We start from the raw sequence: 25,249 nt of genomic DNA on the forward strand, positions 1-25,249 counted from the left end.
TCCCGATGTCACCTGTCGAGCTCGCGCTCGAGCGCTTTCGGATTGGCCGCCAGACGTTGCCGGATCTCTTCGGCGACATCTCCGACATACATCTCCTCGAGCCCGCCTTTCAGCCCCGACACGATTGCCTGCGCGATCGCGCGCGGCGCGACCTTCGGCGGCGGTACGGTCTGGAACCATTCGGTGTCGACCGGCCCGGTGAACAGATTCATCACCCTGACCCCGCCGGGCCGGAGCTCGGCGCGAAGGCAGTGCGAGAGCGACAGGCACGCTGCCTGCGAGGCCGAGTAAGCGCCAAAGGCAGGCCAGTTCGCCAGCGCGTAGATCGACAGGATGTTGACCCACGCGGCGCTGTTACTGATGCCGTCGGCGCCGCGCATCCGCATGGCGGGGCCGAAGGCCTGCGCCAAGTTGATGAAGCCGAGATAGGCCTGGTCGATCTCGTCGCGTGCGATGCTCGTGCCCCTGCGGTCAAGCAGGCCGCCGGGCCGCACATATTCCGTTGTGTTGACGAGGATATCGACCTTGCCGCCAATATCGGCTGCGAGATCAGCGGCAGATTTTTCGTCGGCCGCGTCAAGCGTCACGATCTCGATCCCGTCCTGACCGCGCAGCAGCTTCTCGCCGGCGAACGGCCGCCACGGTTCGGCAACGCCGACGAACACCGTCTTGGCGCCTGCGGCCTTCAAGGCGGCGACGACTTCCTGGCCGATCACGCTGCGGCCGTTGGTGACCAGCACGCGCCGGAATTTCGGATCGGCCGTCATTTCCCGCCACTGCTTGTCGTCTGCCATGTTGGGAGTCTCCCCCTCGGGATGGGCAAAGGCCACCGCCTGGCCGCTCTTGTCGAGATGCAACGACATGCGAACGGCTGCGCCCTCCGCGCAGTCGGCATGGAGATGGGCCACGATCGTCGGACCGCAATCCATCTTGACGAGGCCGATCCGCCACGGCGCCCGTTCGCGGAAATAGACGTCGCTCGGCACGCGTGCCGTCGTCTCGGCAAGCAGCGTACCCCGGCGCGGCGCATCGACGAATGCAAGGCCGGCCGACAGGCAAGACGGACATGCCTCCCGCGCCGGATAAGCAAAGGAACCGCAAGCCGCGCAGCATTGCAGCATAAAGCGGCCTTCGGCTGCCGCCCGCGTGAACCCATGCGAGATCCTGCTGCGCGGCCGCGGTGGCGAGGCAGGCAGCCGCGTCCGCAGCAGCGGATTCTTGCGCGAGGGCGGCTTGATCGGCTCTATCATCGTGAAGGCCCTGCAAGGATAGCGGCGCCCGAGGCGAGACCGCGGTCATAGTTGATCATACCGAACCCCGAGGCCAGGGCGAGGCTCGCATTGCTGACCTGGGTGGGGCCTGCACTCCCCAGAACCTGCCGCAGTCCCTCGACGAGACCGAGATAGGCGCCGGCGGCACCGGCCTGCCCGACCGAGAGCTGTCCGCCCGACGTATTGTGCGGAAAGTCACCATCGATGGTGAGGTCGTGCTGGCGCACGAACTCGGCCCCCTCGCCCTTCTTGCAGAAGCCAAGATCCTCGAACTGCATCATGGTTATGACGGGATAGTCGTCATAGGTCTGCACGACATCGAGATCGTCAGGCATCACGCCAGCCATCGCGTAGAGCTCGCCGATGTCCATCGCCCAGCCGCCGCGCACCTGCATCGGATCGTCGGCGAAGGCATTGTGCCGCTCGATCGTCGAGAGCAGTCGTGCGGCCGGCAGGCCCAACGATGCCGCTGTCTCGTCGCGCATGACGAGGAACGCTTCCGCACCGGCGCAGGGCATCACGCAGTCGAATAGGTGGATCGGATCAGAAATCGGCCGGGCCGCGAGATATTGTTCGAGCGTCAACGGCGTCTTCATCAACGCATACGGGTTGCGCAAGGCATTAGTGCGCTGGGCGACGGCGATCCTTCCGACGTCCTCGCGCGTGACGCCGAGGGTCCGCATGTAGTTGCGTGCGATCAGTGCGAAACTCGCATTGGCGCCGCCGGCGCCGTAAGGATAGACCGCATCCTGGTTGAAGCGCGAGAAGTTCTCGAGCGTCAGCCGGAAGGAATCGACATAGTTGGTGTCGCCCGCCACGCAGGCCACAATGTCAGCGTCATGGGCCTGAACCGCGCGCGCCGCCTTTCGCAACCCAGCGATGGCGCTGGCGCCACCGAGCGGAATCGTATCCAGCCATCGCACGCAGAGTCCGAAATGCTGCGTCAGTCCCACCCCGCTGTCGGTGCCCATGGTGAAGCTGGAAACGCACAGGCCGTCGATGTCGGAGGCCTTGATGCCGGCCTGTGCAACAAGCGCGCTGAGCGCTCGGCCGATCCACCACTGCGCGCTTTCGATGGAGTAGCGCACATAGGGAATCGTGACGGGCGCCGCAATCACGACGCCATCATACGGTGTGCGTAAGGTATTGGTCACCGACCGCCCGCCTCGTTCATCCTCAGACCACCGTCAGTTTCACGTCAATATTGCCTCGGGTTGCGTTCGAATAGGGGCAGCGCTCGTGCGCGCCGGCGACGACCTCTTCGGCCACCGGTTTTTCGACACCTGGCAAATTGACTTTCAGCTCGACAGCCAGCGCGTATCCGACGGGAACCGGCCCCATCGCGACCTTCGCAGTCACGGAAGGCTCGGCAGAGGGCACAACCTTCCGCGTCCGCGCGACGAGCTTGACCGCACCGAGAAAGCACGCGGCGTAGCCGGCCGCAAAGAGCTGCTCGGGATTTGTGCCCTCGCCGCCGGAGCCGCCCATCGATTTCGGCAAGGACAGCGACACCGACAAAAGACCGTCGGCGCTGGCGGCCTTGCCATCCCGTCCTCCGGTCGCCGTCACCTCGGTCTCGTACAGGATCTTTTCGGGAGTCATCATGACTTATTCTCCAGGAATAGTTTTCGAGGACGAGCGACTGTTACGCGCGAGCAACGCGCGGAAATCGGCGCGCGCCTGGGCATTGGCCCGCTTGAAGCTCGGCCCGCGGCTGGGCTCGGTGCCGTTGAGCTGCCGAAGCTGCACCCACATCTCGGCACTCTTCAGCGCCACCGCCGCGCAGTTGACCACCGGCGCGTGGCCGACCTTCAGGCCATGCTCTTTCCCGATCAAAAGGCCTGGCAAGACGCCGGCCGGGATCACGACGTCCGCGCCGCGCTCGATCAGCGGACGTGCGCAGGCGACAAAATCCTCGATCATGCGAGCTTGCGCGGCAGCGTCTCCGGCGAACGCATCGGCGAAATCCTCCGGCTTGCAGCCAAGACCGGTCACGTGGACCACCCGATCACGGAGACCGTAACGCTCTGCCTGCTCGTAGTGCCAGACCTCGAAGACGGGATCGAGCGTCACAAGGCCGAGCCGCCGACCGAGCTGCGAGGCCGCGAGCAGCGTCGCCTCGCCGGTCCCGATCACGGGAATGTCGAGCGCCGAGCGCAGCTCGTAGAGTCCGGGATCCTGGAAATGCCCCATGACGAAGGCGTCGAACCCGCCCTCCTCCGCCGCGATGCCGTTATCGATCGCCTGGACGGCGCAGCGCAGTTCGGCAAGCCGTCCGAACTCCCGGTCCGGCGGCGTAATGCCCTCGACGTGAACCGTCGTGCCTGATGCAGCGATGTTGTTGAGGTATTCCGACAGCCGCGCCATGTAGGGCGCGTTGACGCTCGCATCAACGAAGCTCTGCCAGAAGATGCGCATCGTCCTTCTCCTCAAGCGGTGGTCGGAGGATCGGTCGTCGGCTGCCGATGAATATATTTCAACCATAAACTAATTCACGCGTCAAATGCGCGCGGCAGCGCCGGCGGCTCGCGCCGTCACGGCAAGGCGAGCACGGCCTTTTTTGTCCGGTCGAGCAGCAAAGAAACGCCGCACACTGACGAAATTGTATGCAGCAACATTTTTTTCTGACAGCCCCGTGACACGTGTTGACGGCGCCACCGGCAATACTTTAGGCTTTAAGTAATTCCTCGCCGGTCAGGGACCGGTGGCCATGACAATGATGTTGCAGGGCACCGATTTTGAGAGACTCAATCGTGTGGACAGTCGCCGTGCTCAAGCAGCCGGCAGTTGCAGCAGCGTCGCCGGTTGCGGATCGCGGCCGCGGCAACGACCTTTCATCGCTCCAGAAAAGTCCCGCCCGCATTTGCCGGTGGGCCCGTTGTTCGAGCGGCAAGCAACATCATGGCAGCTGACGCCCGGCCGACAAACTCACTTCGGTCGCGCCCGGATTTCGGCGCAAACAGCAATGCTTTCAATCGGTTCATTCGTCGTTCAAGCTCCCCGCACGGCAGCTTTGAAGCATTCCTATCCAGCATCAACGGAGGAGAACGCAAATGCGCAAGACTCTGAGCCTGTTTGCACTTGTCGCCGGTGTCTTCGCAGCTCCGGCCGCGCAGGCCGACATCACCATCGGTTTCGTCACCTCGCTCAGCGGCAACGGATCGTCGATCGGAATCCCCTATGGGCGCGGCATCAATGCGGCCTATGAATACAAGAAGACCATCAACGGCGAGACCATTCGCCTGATCCAGCTCGACGACGGCTCCGACCCGTCGGCCGCGACCCGCAATGCGCGCAAGCTCGTGGAAGAAGAGAAGGTCGACCTGCTGATCGGCACCGCGACCGCCCCCTCGACCATCGCGATGGCGGCGGTGGCGAGCGAGCTGAAAGTGCCGATGATCGCGGTCTCGCCGATCGGCAAGCTGCCGGAAACTCCCGAGCAGTGGGTGGTGTCGGTGCCGCAGCCGGCCTCCCTGCTCGTCAAGATCGTCGCCGACCGCATGAAGCGCGATGGCATAAAGAATATCGGCTATATCGGCTTCTCCGACGCATGGGGCGACCTCGTCTACAACGGCGCCAAGGCAGCCGAAGCCGCCGGTGACATCAAGATCCAGACCAACGAGCGATACGCCCGTACCGACACCTCCGTCACTGCACAGATCCTGAAGGTGCTTGCCGCCCGGCCGGACGCCGTGCTGGACGGCGGCTCGGGGACGCAAGGCGCGCTGCCTCTCCTCAGCCTCGCCGACCGCGGCTTCAAGGGCAACACTTACGGCACGGTGGCGCTGGTCAATCCGGACTTCGTCAACGTCGGCGGCAAGGCCGCTGACGGCATCCAGGTCTCCGCAGGCCCCGTGATCGTCGCCGAGCAACTTCCCGATGAGCACTTCGCCAAGAAGATCGCGCTGGATTTCCGCAGCGTCTACCAGAAGACCCATAACATCCCGACCACCGACGGCTTCTCCGCCTACTCCTTCGATGCCTGGCTGATTTTCGCCAACGCCGCCGAGCGCGCGCTCAAGACCGCGAAGCCTGGAACCGCGGAGTTCCGCACGGCGCTGCGGGACGCGATCCTCAGCACCAAGGAGCTGCCGGGCGTGCATGCCGTCTATAACTTCAAGCCGGGCTCAGTGACCGGCGTCGACGAGCGCTCGCTCGTCGTGGTGCGCCTGAGCGGCGGCGCCTGGAAATATGCGCCGTAGTCTGAAGGCGGCAGACAGTCAGGGCGGAGGAACGGCGTCTCAATGACGAGCGACATCGCAGTCATCCTTGCGATCGACGGGATCGCCACCGGCGCAGTCTATGCGCTGGTGGCGATCGGGACCGTCCTCATCTTCACGGTGACGCGGGTCATCTTCATTCCCTTTGGCGACATCGCCGCGTTCACCGCGCTGACGCTGGCCGCCCTCGATGCGAAGCGCTTTCCGGGCACGGGAGCGCTGGTCGTCATCCTGGCCTGCCTTGCGACGCTGATCGAGATCATCTCGATGGTCCGCTCCGGCGAGCTTCGCTTGCTGCCACGCGCGCTCTTGTTCTATCTCGCGCTTCCGCTTGCCGTGGTTGGCCTCGCCTGGCTGGCGATGCGCGCCGAGCCGCCGCTCGCCGTCAGGCTCGTGCTTGCCTTGATGCTGATCACGCCGATCGCCCCGCTGCTGGATCGGATCGTGTTCCGTCCGATCGCAGACGGAACGGTGCTATTGCTGCTGACGGTCTCCGTCGCTCTGCATTTCGCACTGGTCGGCCTGGGGCTGCTGTTCTTCGGACCTGAAGGTGTCAGGACCGAACCGCTGACGTCGCTCTCGACCGAGTTCGCCGGCGTGCTGGTCTCGGGCCAGACCATGCTGATCGTGATCGCGGCCCTTGTCTTCTCTGGCCTCCTCTATCTCTTCTTCGACTTCACGCTGGTCGGAAAATCGCTGCGCGCCACCGCCGTGAACCGGACCGGCTCCCGCCTGATGGGGATCCGGCCCGCCCGCGCCGGTACCATCGCCTATCTGCTGGGGTCGTTGATGGCGGGCGTCTCCGGAATCCTGATCGCGCCTGTGAATACCGTGTTCTACGATTCCGGCTTTCTGATCGGCCTCAAGGCCTTCGTCGGCGCCATCGTCGGCGGCATGACCAGCTATCCCGGTGCGGCGATCGGCGCCGTCGGCGTCGGCCTCCTCGAAAGCTTTGCGTCCTTCGAGAGCAGCGCGCTGAAGGACGTCATCGTGTTCTCGCTGCTGATCCCGATCCTGATCTGGCGATCCCTCGCCTCGCTGCATTCCGACGAGGAGATCGAGGAATGACGCGGTTCCATATTCAGCTTACCGCGATGGCGGCCGTGGTGTGCCTCGCACTCGCGCCCTTCGTCCTCAGCCCCTTCAGCATCACGCTGATGAACTATATCGGGATCTATTCGCTGGTCGCGATCGGGCTCGCGCTCCTCACCGGCGTCGGCGGCATCGTGTCGTTCGGACAGGCCGCCTTCGTGGGCATCGCGGCCTATGCCACCGCCTGGGTCTCCGCATTGAACGGGTATTCGCCGTGGCTCGGCCTCGTCTTTGGCGTTGCGATGACCTGCGCTGTCGCGGCCATCCTCGGCGTCGTCACCTTGCGGCTTCAGGGGCATTTCCTGTCGCTCTCGACCGTCGCGTGGGGCCTTGCGATCGGCTTCCTGTTCGGCAACGTCGAGGGGCTCGGCCGCTTCAACGGCATCTCGTCGATCCCGCCGATCAGCTTCGGTCCATTTGCGCTGGTCTCAAGCAGTCAGATTTATTTCCTGATCTGGGGCATCGTCGCCGCGGTCCTCCTGCTCGGATACAATTTGCTGGACTCCAGGCTCGGCCGTGCCATGCGCGCGCTCCGCGGCGGCAACACGCTGGTCGAGAGCCTCGGCATCAACGCGTTCCAGATCAAGCTCGTGACCTTCGTGATCGCAGCCTTCCTGGCCTCGCTCTCGGGGTGGCTCTACGCTCATATGAGCCGCTTCATCAGCCCGGGCCCGTTCGATGCCGGCATGGGCATCGAATATCTGATGATGTCGATGGTCGGCGGCGCCGGCAGCCTGCTCGGCGGTGTCGTCGGTGCAGCCGTTGTCACCCTGCTCAAGAACAGCGTGCAGGATTATCTGCCGCTGATCGCCAAGGGCGCCTCGGGGCAGCTCGAGATCGTCGCCTTCTCCGCATTGTTCATCCTGTTCCTGCAATGGGCGCGGCAGGGCATCGTGCCGTTCGTTGCGCGCTACCTGCCGAAGATCAAGCGCGAGCGGCCGCAGCCGGCGCTGCCGCTGCCCCGCCGCGCGCAACCGACGCCGGGCGAGCTGCTTCTGAAGGTCGATAGCGCCGAGCGCCGGTTCGGCGGCCTGGTTGCGGTCAACGATGTCAGCTTCGAAGTACGGTCCGGCGAGATCCTTGCCGTCATCGGCCCGAACGGCGCCGGCAAGAGCACGATGTTCAACTGCCTGACCGGCGCGCTCAGGGTCAACAAGGGCGAGATCGTCTTTGCGGGGCGCCCCATCACGCATGATGCACAATCCCGCATCGCCAAAGCCGGTGTCGCGCGGACCTTCCAGCATGTGAAGCTGAGGCCGCGCATGAGCCTGCTGGAAAACGTGATGCTCGGCACCTACGCCCGCACCCGCAGCGGCCTGCTCGCCGGCGCCTTCCGCCTCAACCAGCGTGAGGAGGCCAGTGCGCGGCACGAGGCGCTGATGCAGCTCGAACGCGTCGGGCTCGGCGAAAAGCCGTTCGAGCTCGCGGGCAATTTGCCGCTCGGCAACCAGCGCATCCTCGAGATCGCGCGTGCGCTGGCCGCCGACCCGGCGCTGCTGGTGCTGGACGAGCCTGCGGCGGGACTTCGCCGCCAGGAGAAGCTGCGGCTTGCGGAGCTGCTCAGGTCGCTGCGAGCGGATCACCTGACCATCCTGATCGTCGAGCACGACATGGAGTTCGTGATGTCGCTGGTCGACCGCATCGTGGTGCTCGATTTCGGCTCAAAGCTCTGCGAAGGCGCACCAGCGGCGATCCGCAGCGACGAGCGGGTTCAAGAGGCCTATCTCGGAGGCGTCGCGTGAGCGGAATGTTTTCCATGACGGACGTGACCGTCTGCTACGACAATGTCGAAGCGGTTCGTAACGTGTCGCTGTCGATCGAGGAAGGCCAGATCGTCACCGTCATCGGCCCGAACGGCGCCGGCAAGACCACGCTCTTGATGGCCGCCATCGGGCTGCTCGCCTCGCGCGGCCGCCTCGTCTTCCAAGGCAACGACATCGGCAGGATGTCGGTCGAGGACCGCGTCGAGCGCCGGCTGTGCCTGGTGCCGGAGAAGCGCGAACTGTTCTCCGACATGTCGGTCGCGGACAATCTCCTGCTCGGCTCCTACAGCTTGCGCGACCGCTCCGGCGTGCAGAAGACACTGGGCGAGGTCTATGATCGCTTTCCGCGCCTGAAGGAGCGGCAGCGCCAGGCCGCCGGCACCCTCTCAGGCGGCGAGCGCCAGATGCTCGCACTGGGACGCGCGCTGATGGCCAAGCCGAAACTGCTGATGCTGGACGAGCCGAGCCTCGGCCTTGCGCCGCTGATCGTGCGCGAGATCTTCCGCACCATCGCATCGCTGCGCGATCTCGGCGTCTCGATCCTCTTGGTCGAGCAGAACGCCCGCGCCGCGCTGGAGACGGCCGACTACGGCTACGTGCTCGAGACGGGCGAGGTCGTGCAGTCCGGCCCCGCCAAGGATCTGATCCACGATCCCAGGCTGATCACGGCCTATCTCGGCGGACATTAGAGCGGGCCGGGATCACACCCGGCGGCCCGCGCAACAAAACAATCGAAAACAACCCCATGCACAGTAGCCGGCGACAGCGATATCAATGGCTTAATCGCTGACATGCGGATTTTACGAAATCCACTTGATCCGTCGGGCAAAACAGTGGCACAATGCCATCATCGCCGCACATGGAGGTGGCTTGCACCGCCAACTGAAGGTGCGTCTGCCCGCCGAACTTGCTCTTCCATGTATTGAATTCTGGCGATTACATTTCGTCTCGGCGCGTGAATAATTAGCAGCCGTAAGCGGCGCACGGTAAGGTAGAGCAACCGGCTTTCAGAATGGACCGGCGGAGGGAAATCGCCATGAACTTGCGCAGTGCCCTGTGTGCCACGTGCCTGGTTGGCCTTGCCGCCAACAGTTCGGCAATCGCCGGAACCAACGATATCCTGATCGGACTCGACAACAAGATTACCTATGGTCCCGATGGCCCGACCAACGGCGCTCCAGGCAATGACGCCGTCATTGTCGTGGATGTCTCCGACCCCGCCAAACCCAGGATCCGTGCCAGCCTGCCGCTCACGAATTCCCTGCTCGGGCCGCCAACCAACCTGCAGATCACACCGGACGGCAAGCTCGGCCTGGTCGCCAATTCCGTGGTCCACGTCCAGGACGGCGACGCCTGGAAATCAGTCCCCGACGACAAGCTGTACGTCATTGATCTCGCCGCCGAGCCGCCGAAACTGATCGACACGGTGACCGTAGGACGGCAGCCGTCCGGCCTCTCGATTTCCAGGAAGGGCGACCTCGCGTTGATCGCCAACCGGGACGGCAAGAGTGTTTCCGTCGTCTCGATTCAGGGCTCGACGGTCAAACCAGTCGGCGAGGTCCCGCTGGAGCAGCAGGCTGCCGCCGTTGTCATCGCACCCGACGGCAAGCGCGCTTTCGTCTGCATGAATCTCGTCAACAAGATCGGCGTGCTGGCGATCGATGGAGAAAAGGTGACGTACGACAAGTCGATGGACATTCCATCGGCCCTCAATCCCTACAACATCGACATCACCCCGGACGGCAAATACGTCATCGCCTCGAACACCGGCGCACAGAAGAACAACGCCGACGCCGAGGTGATTATCGATGCGACCGGCCCGCATCCCCACGTGGTCGATGTGATGAGCCCTGGGACCGGACCGGAAGGCTTCGCGATCGCGCCCGATGGAAAGACCGCGGCCACCCCGCTCCTGCTCGGCACTGCGGCCAAGGACAGCGACTGGTTCAAGACCAAGGTCGGCGAACTCGTGCTGATGTCCATCGGGACCGATGGCAAGCTGACGGTGACGGCGCGCGCGCCGCTCGGCGGCCTGCCGGAAGGCGTCGTCTACAGCGCGAACAGCGATTACCTGTACGTGGCCAACTATTTCGAAAAGGACCTGCAGGTGTTTCAGCTCGCCGGCGGGAAGCTCACCGAAGTCGGAGGTTCAAGGCTAAAGCTGCCAGGCCAGCCCGCATCCATGCGCGCGCCGGCGCGGTAGACCACGCGTCACCCCTGCGCCGGCTCGGAAGCATGGAAGAGCGCTGCCGCCGCCGAGCCGCGCCGATGGTTACGGGCCAGACGAGCCCGGCAGCCCGCGTGCGGCTCTTACTCTTTGCGGCCTTCGTCCAGGAACGCCTGAACCGCCGGCTCGGAAGTGCTAAGTTTCCTTTTTTGCTTTTCGCTGAGCTTATTCGATATCATTTGCGGGGTTTATTGCCATGAAGTTGTTTCTGTCGACGCTGTTGGCAACCATAGTCCTCACAGCAACCGCTGCCTTGGCGCAGAATGGGCTTCCGACTTGGGCGTTCTTGTGGGACCCGACCGTCAAGGTGCCCCCGGCTGACGACAAGCCCAGTCAACTCGCCGGCAGTAGCGCCACGTTCAGCTGGAAGCAGGCGCGGGACCTTTTCTTTGCGCCTGATTGGCATCCGGGTGACCATCCGGTCATGCCGGAGATCGTTGCCAACGGGCGGAAGCCGGATGTCCGCGCTTGCGGATCGTGCCACCGCGTCGAAGGGACCGGCGGTCCTGAAAATGCAAGTCTCGCGGGCTTGCCGGAAAGCTATCTCGTTCAGCAGCTGGCTGATCTTAAAAGTGGCGCGCGAAAGATGTCAGGGCCAGAAAGACCCTCCACACAATTGATGATGGCGTCAGTCAAAGCCATGACCGACCCCGAGGTGCATGCTGCGGCCGAGTATTTCGCTGCGCAGAAGCCCAGGCGGATTATCAAAGTCGTCGAAAGCGAGAGCATTCCAAAGACAGGGCCATCCCGCTTGTTCTACGTCAAAAGCCCCGAGGGTGGCTCCGAAAGCCTTGGCTCGCGCATCGTCGAGATGCCGGACGATGTAGATCAGTTCGAGCTCCGAGACTCGCGAGCGACCTTCACCGCCTATGTACCGGTTGGAAGCTTGGCAAGGGGAGAAACACTTGCGAAGACCGGCGGATCTGGAACAACCGTTTCCTGCAGTGTCTGCCACGGTCCGGAGTTGAAAGGCGCTGGCAACATTCCCGCAATTGCCGGTCGCTCACCGACCTACATCGTGCGCCAGCTCTACGAGTTCCAGAATGGGGGGCGCGTGGCAAGCGCAAGCTCTCTGATGAAACCGACCGTGGAAAAGCTGTCACAGAACGATATGATCGCCCTGGCTGCCTACGTGGCGTCGCTCTCACCATAATCCGAGCCGCTGATGCGGAAATCACGCCGTTTCTCCTGTGGCCCTTCTTCGGAAGTGCCGTGACCTGTGACTTACGTCTGAAATCTGACTTTGTTTTTCGCGCTCTCGGCCATCTAAGGCCTGGACACAACCACCCGCGTCAGCATCGGAAAATGCTTGTTGCCGCCCGCGAACGGCGGGAATTTTACGAAGTCCGCGCGCATGCGCTGGATCACGTCGGAGCCGAGCGCATGCGCGAGGGCTTGCGGGCTGTCGAACACCAGCTTGTTGCGTTGCATGTACTCGACGCGCTGCGACGGCAGCCGGTCGATCCAATCGATGCGGGTGTAGATCTCGATCTGGCGGACGTTCGGGAAGGTCCGCATGATCGACGGATGGTGCTCCAGATAATGCAGGTTCCAGGCGTTCATGTCCTCGGCTGGCCCGGGATAGTGGACGAGGTAACTGCACGGAGTTGTCGTTCCCGCCGGATGTTCGGCGACATCGACGGGAAACGCGCGCGTCAGCATCACCTGGTGGGTGACGTCCAATCCGGTGAAGCTCGATAATCCGCCGCCGGTCGCGAGGCTGGCGAGCGCTCCGCCGCGATCCAGCGCGGCTTCGCAAGCGAGCAGGTCCGGAAACCGCAATTGGAGCGCGAAGGCTGGTCCAAAACCGTCAGCCTTGTAGGGATGATCGACCGATTGATCCAGCGGCGTGAACAGCAGGCCCTCGGTCATCTGCGGGACCGCCCCGACCAGCACGGCGGCGGCGTCCAGTGCGTCCGGTCTAACCCGCCGTTCGCCTGCCGGATCGGAGAATGTCATGAACAAGGAGATCATGATGGCGTTGCTTCAGCTTCCTCATCGACATGCAGATGCGCCAAAAGCGCTGTGCGTACATCATCGGGCCATGGAATCGCATGATGATCGACAAGCGAGGTCGCGGCAAGGATCTGACGCGCACGCCAGCGCATGCCGGTCGCGCCCGAGACCACGTGCTCCAAATGGAGAGACGATCCGCCGACCCGGCCGATCCGCAACTTGAACGTCAGGAGATCGCCGAACATCGATGGCCAGGAGAAGTCGCAGGTCAGGTGCACCGTCGGCGTCCCGATCTTTCGGACCATGATCAGTTCCGGCCATGGAAAACCGATTGCCGCCCAAAAGTCTTCGACGACGCCATTGAGGATGTTCAGGTAGGAGGGGAAGTACGCGATGCCCGAGGGATCGCAGTCTCCGAACCTGAGCTCGCGATCGAACGAGAAAATCGTCATCAGATCGCAACGACCGGGTGCCTGATGACACCGACGCCGTCGACCCCTGCCTCCACCACGTCACCCGGCCACAGCCATTCCTGCGGGCTCATGCCGGCGCCGACGCCTTCGGGCGTTCCGGTCGCGATGATGTCGCCCGGCTCCAGCGTCATGCCCGATGAAATGTCCGATATCAGAACCGGAATGTCGAAGATCATGTATTTGGTATTGGAGTCCTGCTTCATGATCCCGTTCTTGGTCAGCCAGAGCCGCAGGTCATGCGGGTTGGGAATCTCGTCCGCGGTCACGATGCACGGGCCGAACGGCGCATAGGTGTCCATGCCCTTGGAGAAGATCCACTGGCCGGCGCGGCGATTGTCGCGCGCGGAAATGTCGATCATCACCGAATAGCCGAAGACGTGGCCCATCGCCTTCCCGGTCGCGACGCGGGTCGCGGTCTTGCCGATGATGACGGCGAGCTCGACCTCCCAGTCGAGCTGCTGCGTCATCTTCGCGTTGTGCTGGATCGCGCCGCCCGGACCGATCACCGAGGTCGGCGGCTTGGAGAAGACGACCGGCTGCTTCGGCAGATCCTTGTCCGTATCCAGGCTCCTGGCGGACTCTGCGACGTGCGCACGGTAGTTCAGCCCGATGCCGAAGATGTTCTTGCGCGGCCGCGGGATCGGAGCCTGCAGCTTCACATCCTCGACCGGAACGGCGGCGCCGGCCGGCAGGCGCCCATCGGCACTGTCGAGCTTATCCCTCAACGCCGGCAGCAGCGTCACGCTGTTGTCGATCAACGACAGCATGTCGCTCGGCCATGCAAGGCCATGCGACGCACCGAGGCGTTCGACGTCCACAACCAAGCCATCAACGAGGACCCCGAGGCGGGCACCGCTGGAGCCCAAGGTGTAGGTAACAAGGCGCATCGAATCTCTATCCGGCTGTTTCGGTTGAATTCTGCTGGAGGTACGTCAGGCAGCGACCGGCTGGTGACCGGCATTGTCGCCATAGGCCTCTTCCCGGTAGAAGCCGAGGCCTTCGATGACAGGCAGATCGTTGAAGCAGAACAGGCAGGCATCCTCGTTCTCCGAGGCGTTGCCGTGCTCATGCCAGGCCCAGGACGGAACGCAGAAGATGTCGCGCTCCTGCCACTCGAAACGCTTGCCGCCGATCACCGAATAGCCGCGACCCTTGGCGACCTGATAGATAAAGCTGCCGGTGTGGCGGTGCGACTTCGTTCGTTCGCCCGGCCGCAGCAACTGCATGCTGGCGCCGATCGTCTGCATCACGTGCCCGCCGGTGATCGGATTGACGTAGTTCATGAGAATGCCGTCATAGGGCGATCCGTCGCTTGCGTCCGCATATTTGCGCAAGGATTCGTAGGTCGGCTCCCACTCGTATTTGAACATCGGGGAATAGCCCTTCGACCATTTCGAGTCGGCCGGGCGAAGACCGGGATTGCCCCAGGTTTTGGTCATGTCGTCGACGGGATAGCCGGACTCTTCCTGCTGAACCTTGGGATGGACCGCGAAGAAGTTGGCTTCCAGCGCGTTGACCAGGGGGATATCGAGGCCATCCTGCCAGATGCAGACCGAGCCGTTGGCTTCGACACCATGCTCGTGCCAGGTGCCGTTCGGCGTCAGCACGAAATCCCGCGCCCCCAGCGTCATCTTGTGACCGTCGACGATGGTGTAGGCACCGGATCCTTCCATGATGAAGCGCAGGGCTGAAGCAGAATGCGCGTGCGCGGTCGCGACCTCACCGGGATGCATCACCTGCAATCCCGAATAGAGCCAGCCGACCGCGGCCGAGACGTCGCGGCGGCCGGGATTGTTGAGATAGATCACCCGCCGCCCCGCCTTTTCCGGCGAGACCAGCTCGACCGAGCGCAGCACGTGCTCGCGCAGATCGTTGTAGCGCCAGAGCACGGGAACGGAGGCCGATTGCGGCGCCCACGGCTCGATCTTGTTGGCGACCGTCCACAGCGCGCCGGCCTCGTGCTTTTCGAGGTCCTTGTAGTAGGCCTTGAGCTCGGGCGTGTCCTCGACATTGGCCCGGCCGACGACGTTCTCGCGCATCCTGTCCTCCAAGTCCGTCAAGTGGCTTCAACCAAGCATGATGAATTTGCACGCGAATGTCTCCACATCGTCATGGCCGGGCTTGTCCCGGCCATCCACGACCTTTCGCGCGGCACAAAGAACGTGGATGCCCGGGACAAGCCCGGGCATGACGAGTTTGTGGTGCTACCATTCCCAACAACCATCCCCATCATTCCGATTTGGGTGGTATCGACGAGAAGCTCGCCTGCTCGATGGCATCACCATCGGCGAGGTCCAGCGGCGCCAGCGGACGCCGGTTGATCCTGAGATCAAAGATGTCGAACCGGTTGTAGTGCCCGACGATGTCATGCATCTGCTTCGGCTGGATACAGCGCTCCAAGTCGATGTCGGCATAGACGATGCCTTCGTCGTCGATCAGGGCATCGCCGACCACGCGGCCATCCGGCCCGATGATGCCGGAGAAGGCACTCGACTTCCGCTGCAAACGCGCGCGTGCGTCGGGAACAACGGTCTCCATCGTCGTGATGATCTGCTCCGACACCGTCGAGCAGGAGACGACCGTAAAAATCTTGCCTTCAAAGGAATGTGCAATCGCGCGCAACTTGATCGCCTCCGCCATGTCGTAGTCGGGGGGCGCGACCGGAAGCGAGATGTAGCTGGCGACATGCACGAGCTCGCCCTGACCCAACAGCGCAAAGCGCGCGAGCGTGTTGGTGTTCTCGCCGCAGGCAAGGCCTCCCAGTCGCCCGATCTCGGTATCATAGACGCGCAGGCTCGATCCATCACCGCCGGTCCAGGTCAGCTTCTCTGCCCAAGTCGGGACCAGCTTGCGGTGCTTGCCAAGCAACGCGCCATCCGGCCCGATGAAAACCATTGTATTGTAGATCGCGCCCAGCGACACCGGGCTGCGCTCGTTGACGCCGAGCACGACGTAGCAGGCGCAATCGCGCGCCGCTTTGCGGACGACATCGATCTCCGGACCCGGCACCAGCACCGATGCCTTGGCGAGCTTCTCGAACCATGCGCTGCCGGTGACGGGATCGGTGATCCAGTTCCAGTAGGGATAGCCGGGAACGAACACCTCGGGGAACGCGACGAGCTTCGCGCCATTGGCTGCGGCTTCACGGACCAGTGATGCCGCCTTGTCGGCTGTCGCACCCGGGTTGAGATAGACAGGTGAAGCCTGGACGGCAGCAGCTCTAAAGCGAGGCAGCTTCAGCATTGGCCCTACCCTGTCGCCGGCTCATGACCGCCTTGTCGGAGCAGAAGCCCGCAAGCGTGATAGCATGGCGCGGCGTTGACTTACTTCACATGTAAACGTATGCTATCGCATATTTCTGGAGGGTGCAATGGCTGAACGGTCTTTTGCTCGCGAGGTCGAGGATCTCCGGCTCGGCGATGGCGACACGTTCCGCGGCGAAGGCATCCTCGCCATCACCAAGGCGCTGCTGCAATCCGGCGTCGCCTATGTCGGCGGCTATCAGGGCTCGCCGATCTCGCACCTGATGGACGTGCTCGCCGACGCCAAGGACGTGCTCGACGATCTCGGCGTCGTGTTCCAGAGCTCCGCCAACGAGGCGGCCGCGGCGGCGATGCTGTCGGCGTCGGTGATGTATCCCCTGCGCGGCGCGGTGGCGTGGAAATCCACCGTCGGCACCAATGTCGCCTCGGACGCGCTCGCCAATCTCGCCTCGGGCGGCGTCACCGGCGGCACCATGATCATCGTCGGCGAGGACTATGGCGAGGGCTCCTCCATCATGCAGGAGCGCACCCACGCGTTTGCGATGAAATCGCAGATCTGGCTGCTCGATCCCCGCCCCGATCATGAGTGCATCGTTAATCTGATCGAGAAGGGTTTTGAGCTCTCCGAATTCTCGAACACGCCTGTCATGCTCGAGGTACGTGTTCGCGCCTGTCACATGCATGGGACCTTTGCCTGCAAGGACAACCGCAAGCCGGCGCACACCATCAAGGATGCGCTCAACAATCCCAGGCGCGACGTCAACCGCATCGTGCTGCCGCCGGCGGCCTATGAGCATGAGCAGGAAAAGATCAAGACGCGGATGCCCGCGGCTGTTGGATTCGTCCGCGACAACAAGTTGAATGAGTGGATGGGGCCGACGCAGGGCAAGGTCGGCATCATCATGCAGGGCGGGATGTACAACAATGTCATCCGCGCGCTGCAATATCTCGGGCTGTCGGATGCCTATGGCAACACGCAAGTCCCGCTCTACGTCATGAACGTCACCTACCCCGTGATCGACACCGAGGTTGCGGAGTTCTGTGCCGGCAAGGAGGCCGTCCTGATCGTCGAGGAAGGCCAGCCGGAATATCTGGAGCAGGCCATCAACACGGTCCTGCGGCGCAAGGACATCCAGGCGCGCGTCCATGGCAAGGACGTGCTGCCGATGGGCGGCGACTACACCGCGCAGGTTCTGCTCGGCGGCGTCAGGGAGTTTCTGGAGAAGACCGAGCCGCGGCTGCTCGGCAACCGCCCGCCGGCGCCGGATGCGTCGCCCGTGCTCAAACACCCCGCGGTCGAGAAGCTCAAGCAGGTGGTGCCGGCGCGCCCGCCCGGACTCTGCACCGGCTGCCCGGAGCGGCCGATCTTCGCGGCGATGAAGCTCGTCGAGGAAGAGCTCGGCCAGCACCACGTCTCGGCCGACATCGGCTGCCATCTGTTCTCGATCCTGCCGCCCTTCAATATCGGCGCGACCACGATGGGCTTCGGCCTCGGTCCGGCCTCGACCTCGGCCTTCAACGTCAAGGCCGACAAGCGCTCGATCGCGGTGATGGGCGACGGCGGCTTCTGGCACAACGGATTGACCAGCGGCATCGGCAATGCCGTGTTCAACAAGCATGACGGCGTCTTCGTTATCGTCGATAATTTCTACACTTCGGCGACCGGCGGGCAGGACATCCTGTCCTCGCGCGCGACCAACAAGCGGCGCGACACCAATAACTCCATCGTCAAGGCCGTGAAGGGCATCGGCGGCCAATGGGTGCGCCAGCTCGACCGCACCTACGACGTCGGCAAGATGCGCGACACGCTGAAGGAGGCGCTGACGACCAAGGACGAAGGTCCCAAGGTCATCGTCGCCTCCTCCGAATGCATGCTGAACAAGCAGCGCCGCGTGAAGCCGCAGATCAACAAGGCGATCAAGGACGGATTGCGCACCGTCAAGGAGCGCTTCGGCGTCGACGAGGACATCTGCACCGGCGATCACGCCTGCATCCGGCTCTCCGGCTGCCCGTCGCTGTCGGTGAAGCAGCTCGACGATCCCTTGCGCGACGATCCGGTCGCGGCGATCGACAATTCCTGCGTCGGCTGCGGCAATTGCGGCGAGGTCGCGGAAGCCGCCGTGCTCTGCCCCTCGTTCTATCGTGCCGACGTCATTCACAATCCGACGCGCTGGGACAGCTTCAAATCGAAGGTCGCCATGACCGTGATCGGCTGGCTGCAGCGGCGGCGCGACCGGCGTCGTCCCGCGCTCGAGGCGCTGGCATGAGAGACGAGACGGTCCGGCTGGCCCTTCCCGCCGCCGGCGAGGCAACCGAGCGGCCGATCTCGCTCGCGATCGTCGCGATGGGCGGCCAGGGCGGCGGTGTCCTGACCGACTGGATCGTCCAGCTTGCCGAAAACCACGGCTGGGTCGCGCAATCGACTTCGGTGCCCGGCGTCGCCCAGCGCACCGGCGCGACGATCTACTACATCGAGGCGATGCCGCCGCTCGATGGCCGCAAGCCGATCCTGTCGCTGATGCCGACACCCGGCGACGTCGACGTGGTGATGGCCGCGGAGTTCATGGAGGCCGGCCGATCCATCCTGCGCGGCCTCGTGACGCCGGATCGCACCACGCTGATCGCCTCCAACCACCGGTCGTTTGCGATCGGCGAGAAGATCACGCCGGGCAACGGCATTGCCGATGGCGGTGCCGTCACCGGCGCCATCGGGGTTGCCGCCAAGACCGAGATCATCTTCGATCTGAACGCGCTGGCGATCGCCCATGGCAGCGTCATCTCGGCCGCGATGTTCGGCGCGCTCGCGGCGGCCGGTGTGCTGCCGTTCAGCCGCGACAGCTATCTCGACGTCATCCGCGCAGGTGGGAAAGGTGCGAAGGCCAGCATCGAGACTTTCGAGGCCGCCTTTGACCGGGTCAAGACCGGCGCCGCCGACGTTGCCGCGCCCGCGCAAGCCAGACAGGCCGACAACGCCGCTTCTCCCGCAACGCGCGATCCGGATCTCGCCGGCCTCGTCGCGAGATTGAATCAGGAGCTGCCCGAACCCGCGCTCGCTATGGCACGCGCGGGCTTGCGGAAGGTGGTCGACTTCCAGGACGTCGCCTATGGCGGCGAATATCTCGACATCCTCAAGACGTTGCACGTGGCCGACCGAAACGCCGGCGGTGGCGCGCACGCTTATGCCTTCACGCAGGCCGCGGCAAAATACCTGGCCAACGCCATGAGCTATGACGACGTCATCCGCGTCGCCGACCTCAAGACGCGCGCCGGTCGCCGCGCGCGCATCGAGAGCGAGCTCGAGATGTCGCAGGGCCAAGTGCTCCAGACCACCGAATTCATGCATCCCCGCATGGAGGAGGTCATGGGCATGCTGCCCGCGGGTTTTGGCCGCTGGCTTGGCACCAGGCCGCGCCTGCTCGGCTGGCTCGATCGCCGCGTCAACCGGGGACGCCGGGTGCGGACCTACTCGCTGCCCTGGTTCCTTGCGCTCTATGTCGTGGGCGGACTGCGCGGCCTGCGCCGCCGCTCGCTGCGTCACGTCATCGAGACGGCGCACCGGGACGGATGGCTCAAGGCCGCAACCGACGCGGTCGGTACCAATTACCAGCTCGGCGTCGAGATCCTGCAATGCCGACGCCTGGTGAAAGGCTATTCCGATACACACGCCAGAGGCCTGTCGAAATTCGACCGGACGCTCGCGGCCATCAAGCTGGTCGAGCGACGCGACGATGCCGCCGACTGGGCGCGCCGCCTGCGGGAGGCCGCGCTGAAGGACAGCGCCGGCAAGGAGCTCGACGGCGTGATCCAGACCATCAAGACTTTTGCATGACAGCACTCAAAGAGAACATTGTTCCCGTCCCTGGGCAGATTGAAACCCGGCTCTGGCTGCAATTGCTGTCGCTGCATGGCGAGCTGTTCGCGTCGCTGAGTGCGATGTTGAACTCCGAGTTCGGCCTGTCGCTCGCAAAATTCGACGTGCTGGCCCAGCTCGATCGTTGCAGGGACGGCCTCGCGCTCGGGCAATTGTCGCAGAACCTGAAAGTCACCGGCGGCAATGTCTCGGGGCTGGTGCAGCGTCTGCTCGCCGACGGCCTCATCAGCAGGGAGATGTCGAGCGAGGACCGGCGGTCCTTCATCGTGCGCCTGACGCCGAAAGGCGAAGCGCTGTTCAGGAAGGCCGCCGACGTCCACAAGAAGCATCTCGGCAAACGGCTCGAGAACGTTTCGGCCCGGGAGCTGGACGGCGCGCTGTCCGTGCTAAAATCGCTTTCTTCAAAACTTCATACCGAGACCAAGAAGCAAAGTCGCAAGAGATAATGGCCAGAGAATCCAAGAGCAGGTGGAAGTCGGGTCCGCCCAGGACAAGGGACCAGCTGCAAACCTACATCCCGTATCTGTTCAACCGGCTCGCCAATCGCTGGAACCTCGATCAGAACCGCGACCTGAGCGAGCACGGCGTCAACAATGTCGTATTCCGGACGCTGTCGGTCCTGTTCATCTACAAGACCCTCACCGTCAACGAGGTCGCCGTTCTCGCGGTGACCGAGCAGTCGACCGCGAGCCGCATGGTCGAGTCCATGGTGTCGTCGGGCCTCGTCAAGCGCGAGATCGCCGAGGAAGACCAGCGCCGCCGCGTCGTGGGACTGACGCCCGAGGGCGAAGCGCTGCTGCGCAAGATCTGGCCGATCATGGCGAACAACTACGACAAGCTGATCGAAGGCATCGAGCCTGATGACATCGAGGTCTGTGCGCGGGTGCTGGCCAAGATGGTCGAGAATATCCGCCAGAACCAGATCTGAAGAACTATGGACCGAGGCCGACAAGGCTGGTGCCGCCGCAGACATAGAGCACCTGGCCGGTGACGAAATCGGAGCGGTCGTCGAGGAAGAACTCGATCGCGTGCGCGACATCCTCGCGCGAACCGAGCCGCCCGACCGGGACATTGCGCGCCATCCGCTCCTGCTGCTCGGAGCCCTTTGGGACGATGCCCCAGAAATTGTCGGTCAGGATCGGCCCCGGTGCGACGACATTCACGGTGATGCCGCTCGCGGCAAGCTCCAGCGCCCAGGTCCGCGCCATGCCATGCACGCCGGCCTTGGTGGCCGAATAGGCCGAGCGCGTCGCCGCGCCCATTGCGGCGCGCGAAGAGACGAACACGATGCGCCCGAAGCGGCGCGCACGCATCCCTTCCAGCGCGGCCTGGGTCAGCAGCATCGGCGCGCCCAGGTGCAGCTGCGCCAGCATCAGAACGTCTTCCGGCTTGGCGTCCGGCAGCAGGTTCGGCAGGATCACGCCGGCATTGTGCACGAGGCGGTCGACGGCGTGATCCCGGCAGATTTTTTGCGCGATCGCGCGTGTCGCCTCGATGGAGGAGAGATCAGCGCAATAGGCCGCTAGCAGATCATGCGTCCAGGTTGGCTTCTCCAGCCCGACCGAGACCACGCGCTGCCCGCGCTCGAGGAGCTTTTTCGCCAGCGCCTCGCCGATCCCCGAATTGCCGCCGGTGATGAGTGTCGTGCGGGTCTCGCTCATGGTCAAACCTGCCGCTTCTTGAGGTCGCGCAGATCGAAGAAGGCGCCATCGCGCATTAGCCTTGCGACAACATCCTTCAGCCCGGCGCGCTGGATCTTCTCGGTTGCGGTCAGCGGCAGGCTGTCGACGAAGCAGATCCAGCCCGGCGCCTTGTAATAGGCCATCTGCACCAGGCTCCAGCGCACGATCTCTTCGGCGACCGCACGATCAGCGCCGGCCTGCTCGGTGATGATGACCGCTGCAACTTCGTCGCCGCGCACCTGATCGGGCGTGGCCGCAACCGCGGCCTGCCGGATCGCGGGATGGCGGTTGAGGACGGACTCGACCTCGACTGCGGCAATGTTCTCGCCGGATCGCCGGATCACGTTCTTCTTGCGATCGACGAAATGGAGATCGCCGTCCGCATCGCGCGATACGATATCGCCAGTGTGCAACCAGCCGCCGTCCCACGCCTCGGCGGTCGCTTCCGGGTTCTTCAGGTACCCGCGGAAGAAGCCGTAGCGCGGATCCGCACCGCCCCGCCGCACCAGCAGCTCGCCCGGCATTCCCACCGGCGCATCGTTGCCGCTGTCGTCGACGATACGAACGTCGATTTCGGGCGCCGGGCGGCCGAAGCAACTGGTGCCGATCTTGCGCGGCTCGACATTGGCGGCGATGACGCCACCGCTTCCGGTCTCCGTCATCGCCCAGGCCTCGAGCAGCGGAAAGCCGAAGCGCTGCTCGAATGGCGCATGCAGAAGCTTGTCGACGCCGGCGCCGAAGCCGAAGCGCACGGTGTGTGCGCGGTCCTGCTCCGAAGGCGGCGCACTCATCAGCATCGAGGGCATCACCCCGAGATAATGCAGGCAGGTGGCGCGGCTGTCGCGGACGGAAGCCCACCAGGTGCGCGGGTGGAAGCGATCGAGCATGGTCAGGCTGCCGCCGACCGACAGCATCGCCATCAGCGACACTGCCATCGCGTTCATGTGAAACAGCGGCAGTGGCGTGATCATGCGCTCGCCGTCTGCCTTGAGGTCAATCAGCCCACCGACATCGCGATACCAGTTGCCGGAATGCAGGAAATAGGTGTTGGTGAGCACGCAGCCCTTGGGCTGGCCTGTTGTCCCCGACGTGTAGAGCAGCGCGCATTCGCTCGCCTCGCCTCCCACGGTCGAAGGTCGCGCCCCACCGAAGGGCGCGGGGATATCGTCACGGTCGGTCACGACTGGAATCGGTCGACCCGCCTGATGCGCCGCGGTCTCGACCTCGCCGCGCCGCTCGGCGAGGACGAACGCCGCGTTCATCTCGGAATGCGCAATGATGTATTCGAGCTCGCTCATCCGCAGATCCGGATTGATCGGCACGACGGACACGCCGAGTGCGTTCAGCGCAAACCACAGCTCGATGAACACCGGCCGGTTCTGGAGCAGCAACCCGACCCTGTGGCCCTCGCCATAGCCTCGGCTCGCAAATGCCGACCGCCAGTGCTCGACCCGATCGAGCATGGCGCGATAGGAGATCTCACCTGCCGCGATGCCGTAGATGCCGGCCGTCTCCGGCAGCACGTTGAGGAAGCCCGCCTCGCCTCGGCGCAGCGCGGTTTCACGGAAGCGGGCGTAGACTGTAGCGGTCAAGGCATTACTCACATGAAGAGCTGGATGTTGCCGAACGGCGCATCAAAATTGACGAGATCGACGCGCTTGAGCTTGATCTTCAGGGCGTCACCGACCTCTACGAATTCGTGCGACGCCCAGCCCGAATAGCGCTCCAGCATGTCGCCGCGGGTCTCGGTGTAGATGTAGGACGTCCGCGCCTTGAACACGCCGGCAGCGGTGTCGCAGGCCACGATCTGCGGCGCCTGGAGCAGATGGTGGCAGCGGCTCTTCGGCTTCTGGCTGAAGGTTCGCTCGCCGGTGAGACGCTCGACCCGCACCTTGAGCAGCAGCAGGTCCTCGTACATCAGCGACGGCTGGAGCACCGGATCCTGCTGCTGCCATTCCAGCGGCATCCAGTAACGCCCCTCGGGGTGAAACAGCTCGAGCCACGCCTGCCATTGCATCGTGTCGAGAAATTCGGCCTCCTGGTAGATCAGGTCGGCGATCGTCTTCTCGGTGATCATTCGGCGGCCTCGATGTGCTTGTCCATGTCCATGGTCATGAACTTGGCCCAGGCATGAAACTGGTTCCGCATCTGGCGCTCGGAGGTGCCGTTGATGACGGCGGTGACGTTCTGCTCTTCATTGCTCTCGTAGAGCCGCCGTAGATTGACCCATTGATTGCCGTTGGACTTCAGCCCTTCCTGCGCCCGCTCGTACATCTCCAGATCGTCGTGGCCGACGATCGAGGTCGGCGCATTGATGAAACGGTTGTACATCAGCGCGCGCTCGTAGAGCTTGTCGGGCGCGCCGACCAGACGATAGACCCAGCTCTCGACCAGCGTCCTGTCGACCGCGATCGGGATGAAGTTGCGCAGGATCTGGACGGCTCCCTTCACCATGATGTTGGGAAAATACACGGTGTTGTGCCTGACCTCGCCGAGAATTTCGTGCGCCCGCGTCTCACCGTGAGCCGCGACCATCTGGTCGAGATAGCCCGGGATATCCGAATAGTTCGAATGGATGGAGTTGGCGACGCCGGTGTGGCCATGGCCGTTCGGCCAGATCCTGATGCCGCTCTGCTCGTAGAACTCGTACGGGTTCATGAAGGGACCGTAGAGCTGCACCGCCATCGGCGTCTCCGTGGAGCAGCCTTGCTCGCGCTTCCAGACCTTGACCGCGGTGCCGGCCGAGCTCTCATGCGCGACCATCGGATGACACGTGTCGGTCTGGTTCTCGACCAGCATCTTCCAGTTGCAGGTATGCATGTAGCGGATCGGCGTGGCCACGACGGCGAGCTTGCCCTCCGGGGAGCGGTCGACCATGTTGTCGATGGTCGAAAGGCTCTCGCCGAAATAGTCCTCGAAGGACACGCCGTTGTCGCTCAGTCGCGCGAAGATGAAATCGCGATAGATCACGACGTTCCTGACTTTCGACAGCCCCCCATTGGCCTGGGTGTCGCCAAAGCCGGTGCCCTCGTAGCCCTTCTTGAGCGGGATCGCGAGCAGCGATCCATCGGTCTTGAAAGACCAGGCGTGATAGGGGCAGCGGAAGAACTTTCCGGTGTTGCCGCAGGGCTCGGACGCGATCTTCACGCCCTTGTGCGGACAGCGGTTGTAGAAGACGTGGATGGAGCCGTCGCTATGGCGGCTCGCCAGCACCGGCTGCCGGCCGATATTGGCGGTGATGAAATCGCCGGGCTTTGCAAGCTGGCTCGCATGCCCGACATAGACCCAGCTGTTCGGGAACAGGTGCTCCATCTCGAGCTCGAAGACCTCGGGGTCGACATAGACGTCGCGGTGCACCTCGGCGTCGCGCACCAGCGCCGCAACCGCGTGGGCATTCCGTCCGTATTTCGCCATGGCGTCCCTCGCCTCCC

The 25,249-nt window shown here is 63.9% G+C and carries 23 protein-coding genes; 10 read left to right on the forward strand and 13 right to left on the reverse strand.

Features of this window, described 5'->3' with window-relative positions:
- Positions 1-8: 8 nt before the first annotated feature.
- From ABIC09_RS14120 to ABIC09_RS14135, 4 genes are read right to left on the reverse strand one after another with little or no spacing between them, the layout of a single operon-like run.
- Complete coding sequence (locus tag ABIC09_RS14120) at positions 9-1,250, reverse strand: SDR family NAD(P)-dependent oxidoreductase (RefSeq protein WP_354109630.1); 1,242 nt, start codon at positions 1,248-1,250, stop codon at positions 9-11.
- A complete protein-coding gene (locus tag ABIC09_RS14125; RefSeq protein WP_354109631.1) occupies positions 1,247-2,425 on the reverse strand; it encodes a thiolase family protein in 1,179 nt (392 codons plus the stop codon). The genes ABIC09_RS14120 and ABIC09_RS14125 overlap by 4 nt, the downstream gene beginning before the upstream one ends.
- 22 nt (positions 2,426-2,447) lie before the next feature.
- Complete coding sequence (locus ABIC09_RS14130) at positions 2,448-2,876, reverse strand: organic hydroperoxide resistance protein (protein ID WP_354109632.1); 429 nt, start codon at positions 2,874-2,876, stop codon at positions 2,448-2,450.
- 3 nt (positions 2,877-2,879) lie between these two features.
- Positions 2,880-3,689, reverse strand: coding sequence for an aspartate/glutamate racemase family protein (locus ABIC09_RS14135; RefSeq protein ID WP_354032070.1), 810 nt, complete (start codon positions 3,687-3,689; stop codon positions 2,880-2,882).
- A gap of 635 nt (positions 3,690-4,324) precedes the next feature.
- Here ABIC09_RS14135 and ABIC09_RS14140 point away from each other — a divergent pair.
- The 6 genes from ABIC09_RS14140 to ABIC09_RS14165 all read left to right on the forward strand — a co-directional run bounded on the left by ABIC09_RS14140 (position 4,325) and on the right by ABIC09_RS14165 (position 11,726).
- Positions 4,325-5,473, forward strand: a complete 1,149-nt coding sequence (locus ABIC09_RS14140; RefSeq protein ID WP_354109633.1) for an ABC transporter substrate-binding protein — start codon at positions 4,325-4,327, stop codon at positions 5,471-5,473.
- Between the two features lie 42 nt (positions 5,474-5,515).
- Complete coding sequence (locus tag ABIC09_RS14145) at positions 5,516-6,559, forward strand: branched-chain amino acid ABC transporter permease (RefSeq protein WP_354109634.1); 1,044 nt, start codon at positions 5,516-5,518, stop codon at positions 6,557-6,559.
- Positions 6,556-8,325 (forward strand): branched-chain amino acid ABC transporter ATP-binding protein/permease, encoded by a 1,770-nt coding sequence (locus ABIC09_RS14150; RefSeq protein WP_354109635.1) that lies wholly within the window; start codon positions 6,556-6,558, stop codon positions 8,323-8,325. Before ABIC09_RS14145 ends, ABIC09_RS14150 begins: the two co-directional genes overlap by 4 nt.
- The gene (locus ABIC09_RS14155) at positions 8,322-9,035 is read left to right on the forward strand and encodes an ABC transporter ATP-binding protein (RefSeq protein WP_354109636.1); all 714 of its coding nucleotides are present in this window, start codon (positions 8,322-8,324) and stop codon (positions 9,033-9,035) included. Before ABIC09_RS14150 ends, ABIC09_RS14155 begins: the two co-directional genes overlap by 4 nt.
- Before the next feature lie 347 nt (positions 9,036-9,382).
- The gene (locus ABIC09_RS14160) at positions 9,383-10,549 is read left to right on the forward strand and encodes a YncE family protein (RefSeq protein WP_354109637.1); all 1,167 of its coding nucleotides are present in this window, start codon (positions 9,383-9,385) and stop codon (positions 10,547-10,549) included.
- A 220-nt stretch (positions 10,550-10,769) separates the two neighbouring features.
- Positions 10,770-11,726 carry a c-type cytochrome gene (locus ABIC09_RS14165; protein ID WP_354109638.1) on the forward strand — a complete coding sequence of 319 codons (957 nt, stop codon included), beginning with the start codon at positions 10,770-10,772 and terminating at the stop codon, positions 11,724-11,726.
- 113 nt (positions 11,727-11,839) lie between these two features.
- On the opposite strand, the gene ABIC09_RS14170 is transcribed toward ABIC09_RS14165, so the two are convergent.
- The 5 genes from ABIC09_RS14170 to ABIC09_RS14190 form a co-directional block, all read right to left on the reverse strand.
- Entirely contained in the window at positions 11,840-12,547 is a 708-nt protein-coding gene (locus tag ABIC09_RS14170; RefSeq protein ID WP_354109639.1) for a hypothetical protein, read from the reverse strand.
- On the reverse strand, positions 12,544-12,981 hold the full coding sequence (locus tag ABIC09_RS14175) for an acyl-CoA thioesterase (protein WP_354109640.1): 438 nt from the start codon (positions 12,979-12,981) through the stop codon (positions 12,544-12,546). Before ABIC09_RS14175 ends, ABIC09_RS14170 begins: the two co-directional genes overlap by 4 nt.
- Positions 12,981-13,889, reverse strand: coding sequence for a fumarylacetoacetate hydrolase family protein (locus ABIC09_RS14180; RefSeq protein WP_354109641.1), 909 nt, complete (start codon positions 13,887-13,889; stop codon positions 12,981-12,983). The genes ABIC09_RS14175 and ABIC09_RS14180 overlap by 1 nt, the downstream gene beginning before the upstream one ends.
- Positions 13,890-13,934: 45 nt before the next feature.
- The gene (locus tag ABIC09_RS14185; RefSeq protein WP_354109642.1) at positions 13,935-15,041 is read right to left on the reverse strand and encodes a cupin domain-containing protein; all 1,107 of its coding nucleotides are present in this window, start codon (positions 15,039-15,041) and stop codon (positions 13,935-13,937) included.
- Between the two features lie 190 nt (positions 15,042-15,231).
- Positions 15,232-16,245: a carbon-nitrogen hydrolase family protein gene (locus ABIC09_RS14190; protein ID WP_354109643.1), complete on the reverse strand. Its 1,014-nt coding sequence runs from the start codon at positions 16,243-16,245 to the stop codon at positions 15,232-15,234.
- 127 nt (positions 16,246-16,372) lie between these two features.
- On the opposite strand from ABIC09_RS14190, the gene ABIC09_RS14195 reads away from it, so the two are divergent.
- From ABIC09_RS14195 to ABIC09_RS14210, 4 genes are read left to right on the forward strand one after another with little or no spacing between them, the layout of a single operon-like run.
- Complete coding sequence (locus ABIC09_RS14195) at positions 16,373-18,532, forward strand: thiamine pyrophosphate-dependent enzyme (RefSeq protein ID WP_354109644.1); 2,160 nt, start codon at positions 16,373-16,375, stop codon at positions 18,530-18,532.
- On the forward strand, positions 18,529-20,094 hold the full coding sequence (locus ABIC09_RS14200) for an indolepyruvate oxidoreductase subunit beta family protein (protein WP_354109645.1): 1,566 nt from the start codon (positions 18,529-18,531) through the stop codon (positions 20,092-20,094). Before ABIC09_RS14195 ends, ABIC09_RS14200 begins: the two co-directional genes overlap by 4 nt.
- A complete protein-coding gene (locus ABIC09_RS14205) occupies positions 20,091-20,582 on the forward strand; it encodes a MarR family winged helix-turn-helix transcriptional regulator (protein ID WP_354032060.1) in 492 nt (163 codons plus the stop codon). The genes ABIC09_RS14200 and ABIC09_RS14205 overlap by 4 nt, the downstream gene beginning before the upstream one ends.
- Positions 20,582-21,064, forward strand: a complete 483-nt coding sequence (locus tag ABIC09_RS14210) for a MarR family winged helix-turn-helix transcriptional regulator (protein WP_354109646.1) — start codon at positions 20,582-20,584, stop codon at positions 21,062-21,064. Before ABIC09_RS14205 ends, ABIC09_RS14210 begins: the two co-directional genes overlap by 1 nt.
- 4 nt (positions 21,065-21,068) lie before the next feature.
- On the opposite strand, the gene ABIC09_RS14215 is transcribed toward ABIC09_RS14210, so the two are convergent.
- From ABIC09_RS14215 to ABIC09_RS14230, 4 genes are read right to left on the reverse strand one after another with little or no spacing between them, the layout of a single operon-like run.
- A complete protein-coding gene (locus ABIC09_RS14215) occupies positions 21,069-21,797 on the reverse strand; it encodes an SDR family NAD(P)-dependent oxidoreductase (RefSeq protein WP_354109647.1) in 729 nt (242 codons plus the stop codon).
- Between the two features lie 2 nt (positions 21,798-21,799).
- Entirely contained in the window at positions 21,800-23,410 is a 1,611-nt protein-coding gene (locus ABIC09_RS14220) for an ATP-dependent acyl-CoA ligase (RefSeq protein ID WP_354109648.1), read from the reverse strand.
- A gap of 8 nt (positions 23,411-23,418) precedes the next feature.
- A complete protein-coding gene (locus ABIC09_RS14225; protein ID WP_354109649.1) occupies positions 23,419-23,895 on the reverse strand; it encodes an aromatic-ring-hydroxylating dioxygenase subunit beta in 477 nt (158 codons plus the stop codon).
- Complete coding sequence (locus ABIC09_RS14230; protein ID WP_354109650.1) at positions 23,892-25,232, reverse strand: aromatic ring-hydroxylating dioxygenase subunit alpha; 1,341 nt, start codon at positions 25,230-25,232, stop codon at positions 23,892-23,894. Before ABIC09_RS14230 ends, ABIC09_RS14225 begins: the two co-directional genes overlap by 4 nt.
- Positions 25,233-25,249: the final 17 nt, after the last annotated feature.

It is taken from the genome of Bradyrhizobium sp. S3.12.5, from assembly GCF_040548225.1.
Classification (GTDB): domain Bacteria; phylum Pseudomonadota; class Alphaproteobacteria; order Rhizobiales; family Xanthobacteraceae; genus Bradyrhizobium; species Bradyrhizobium cytisi.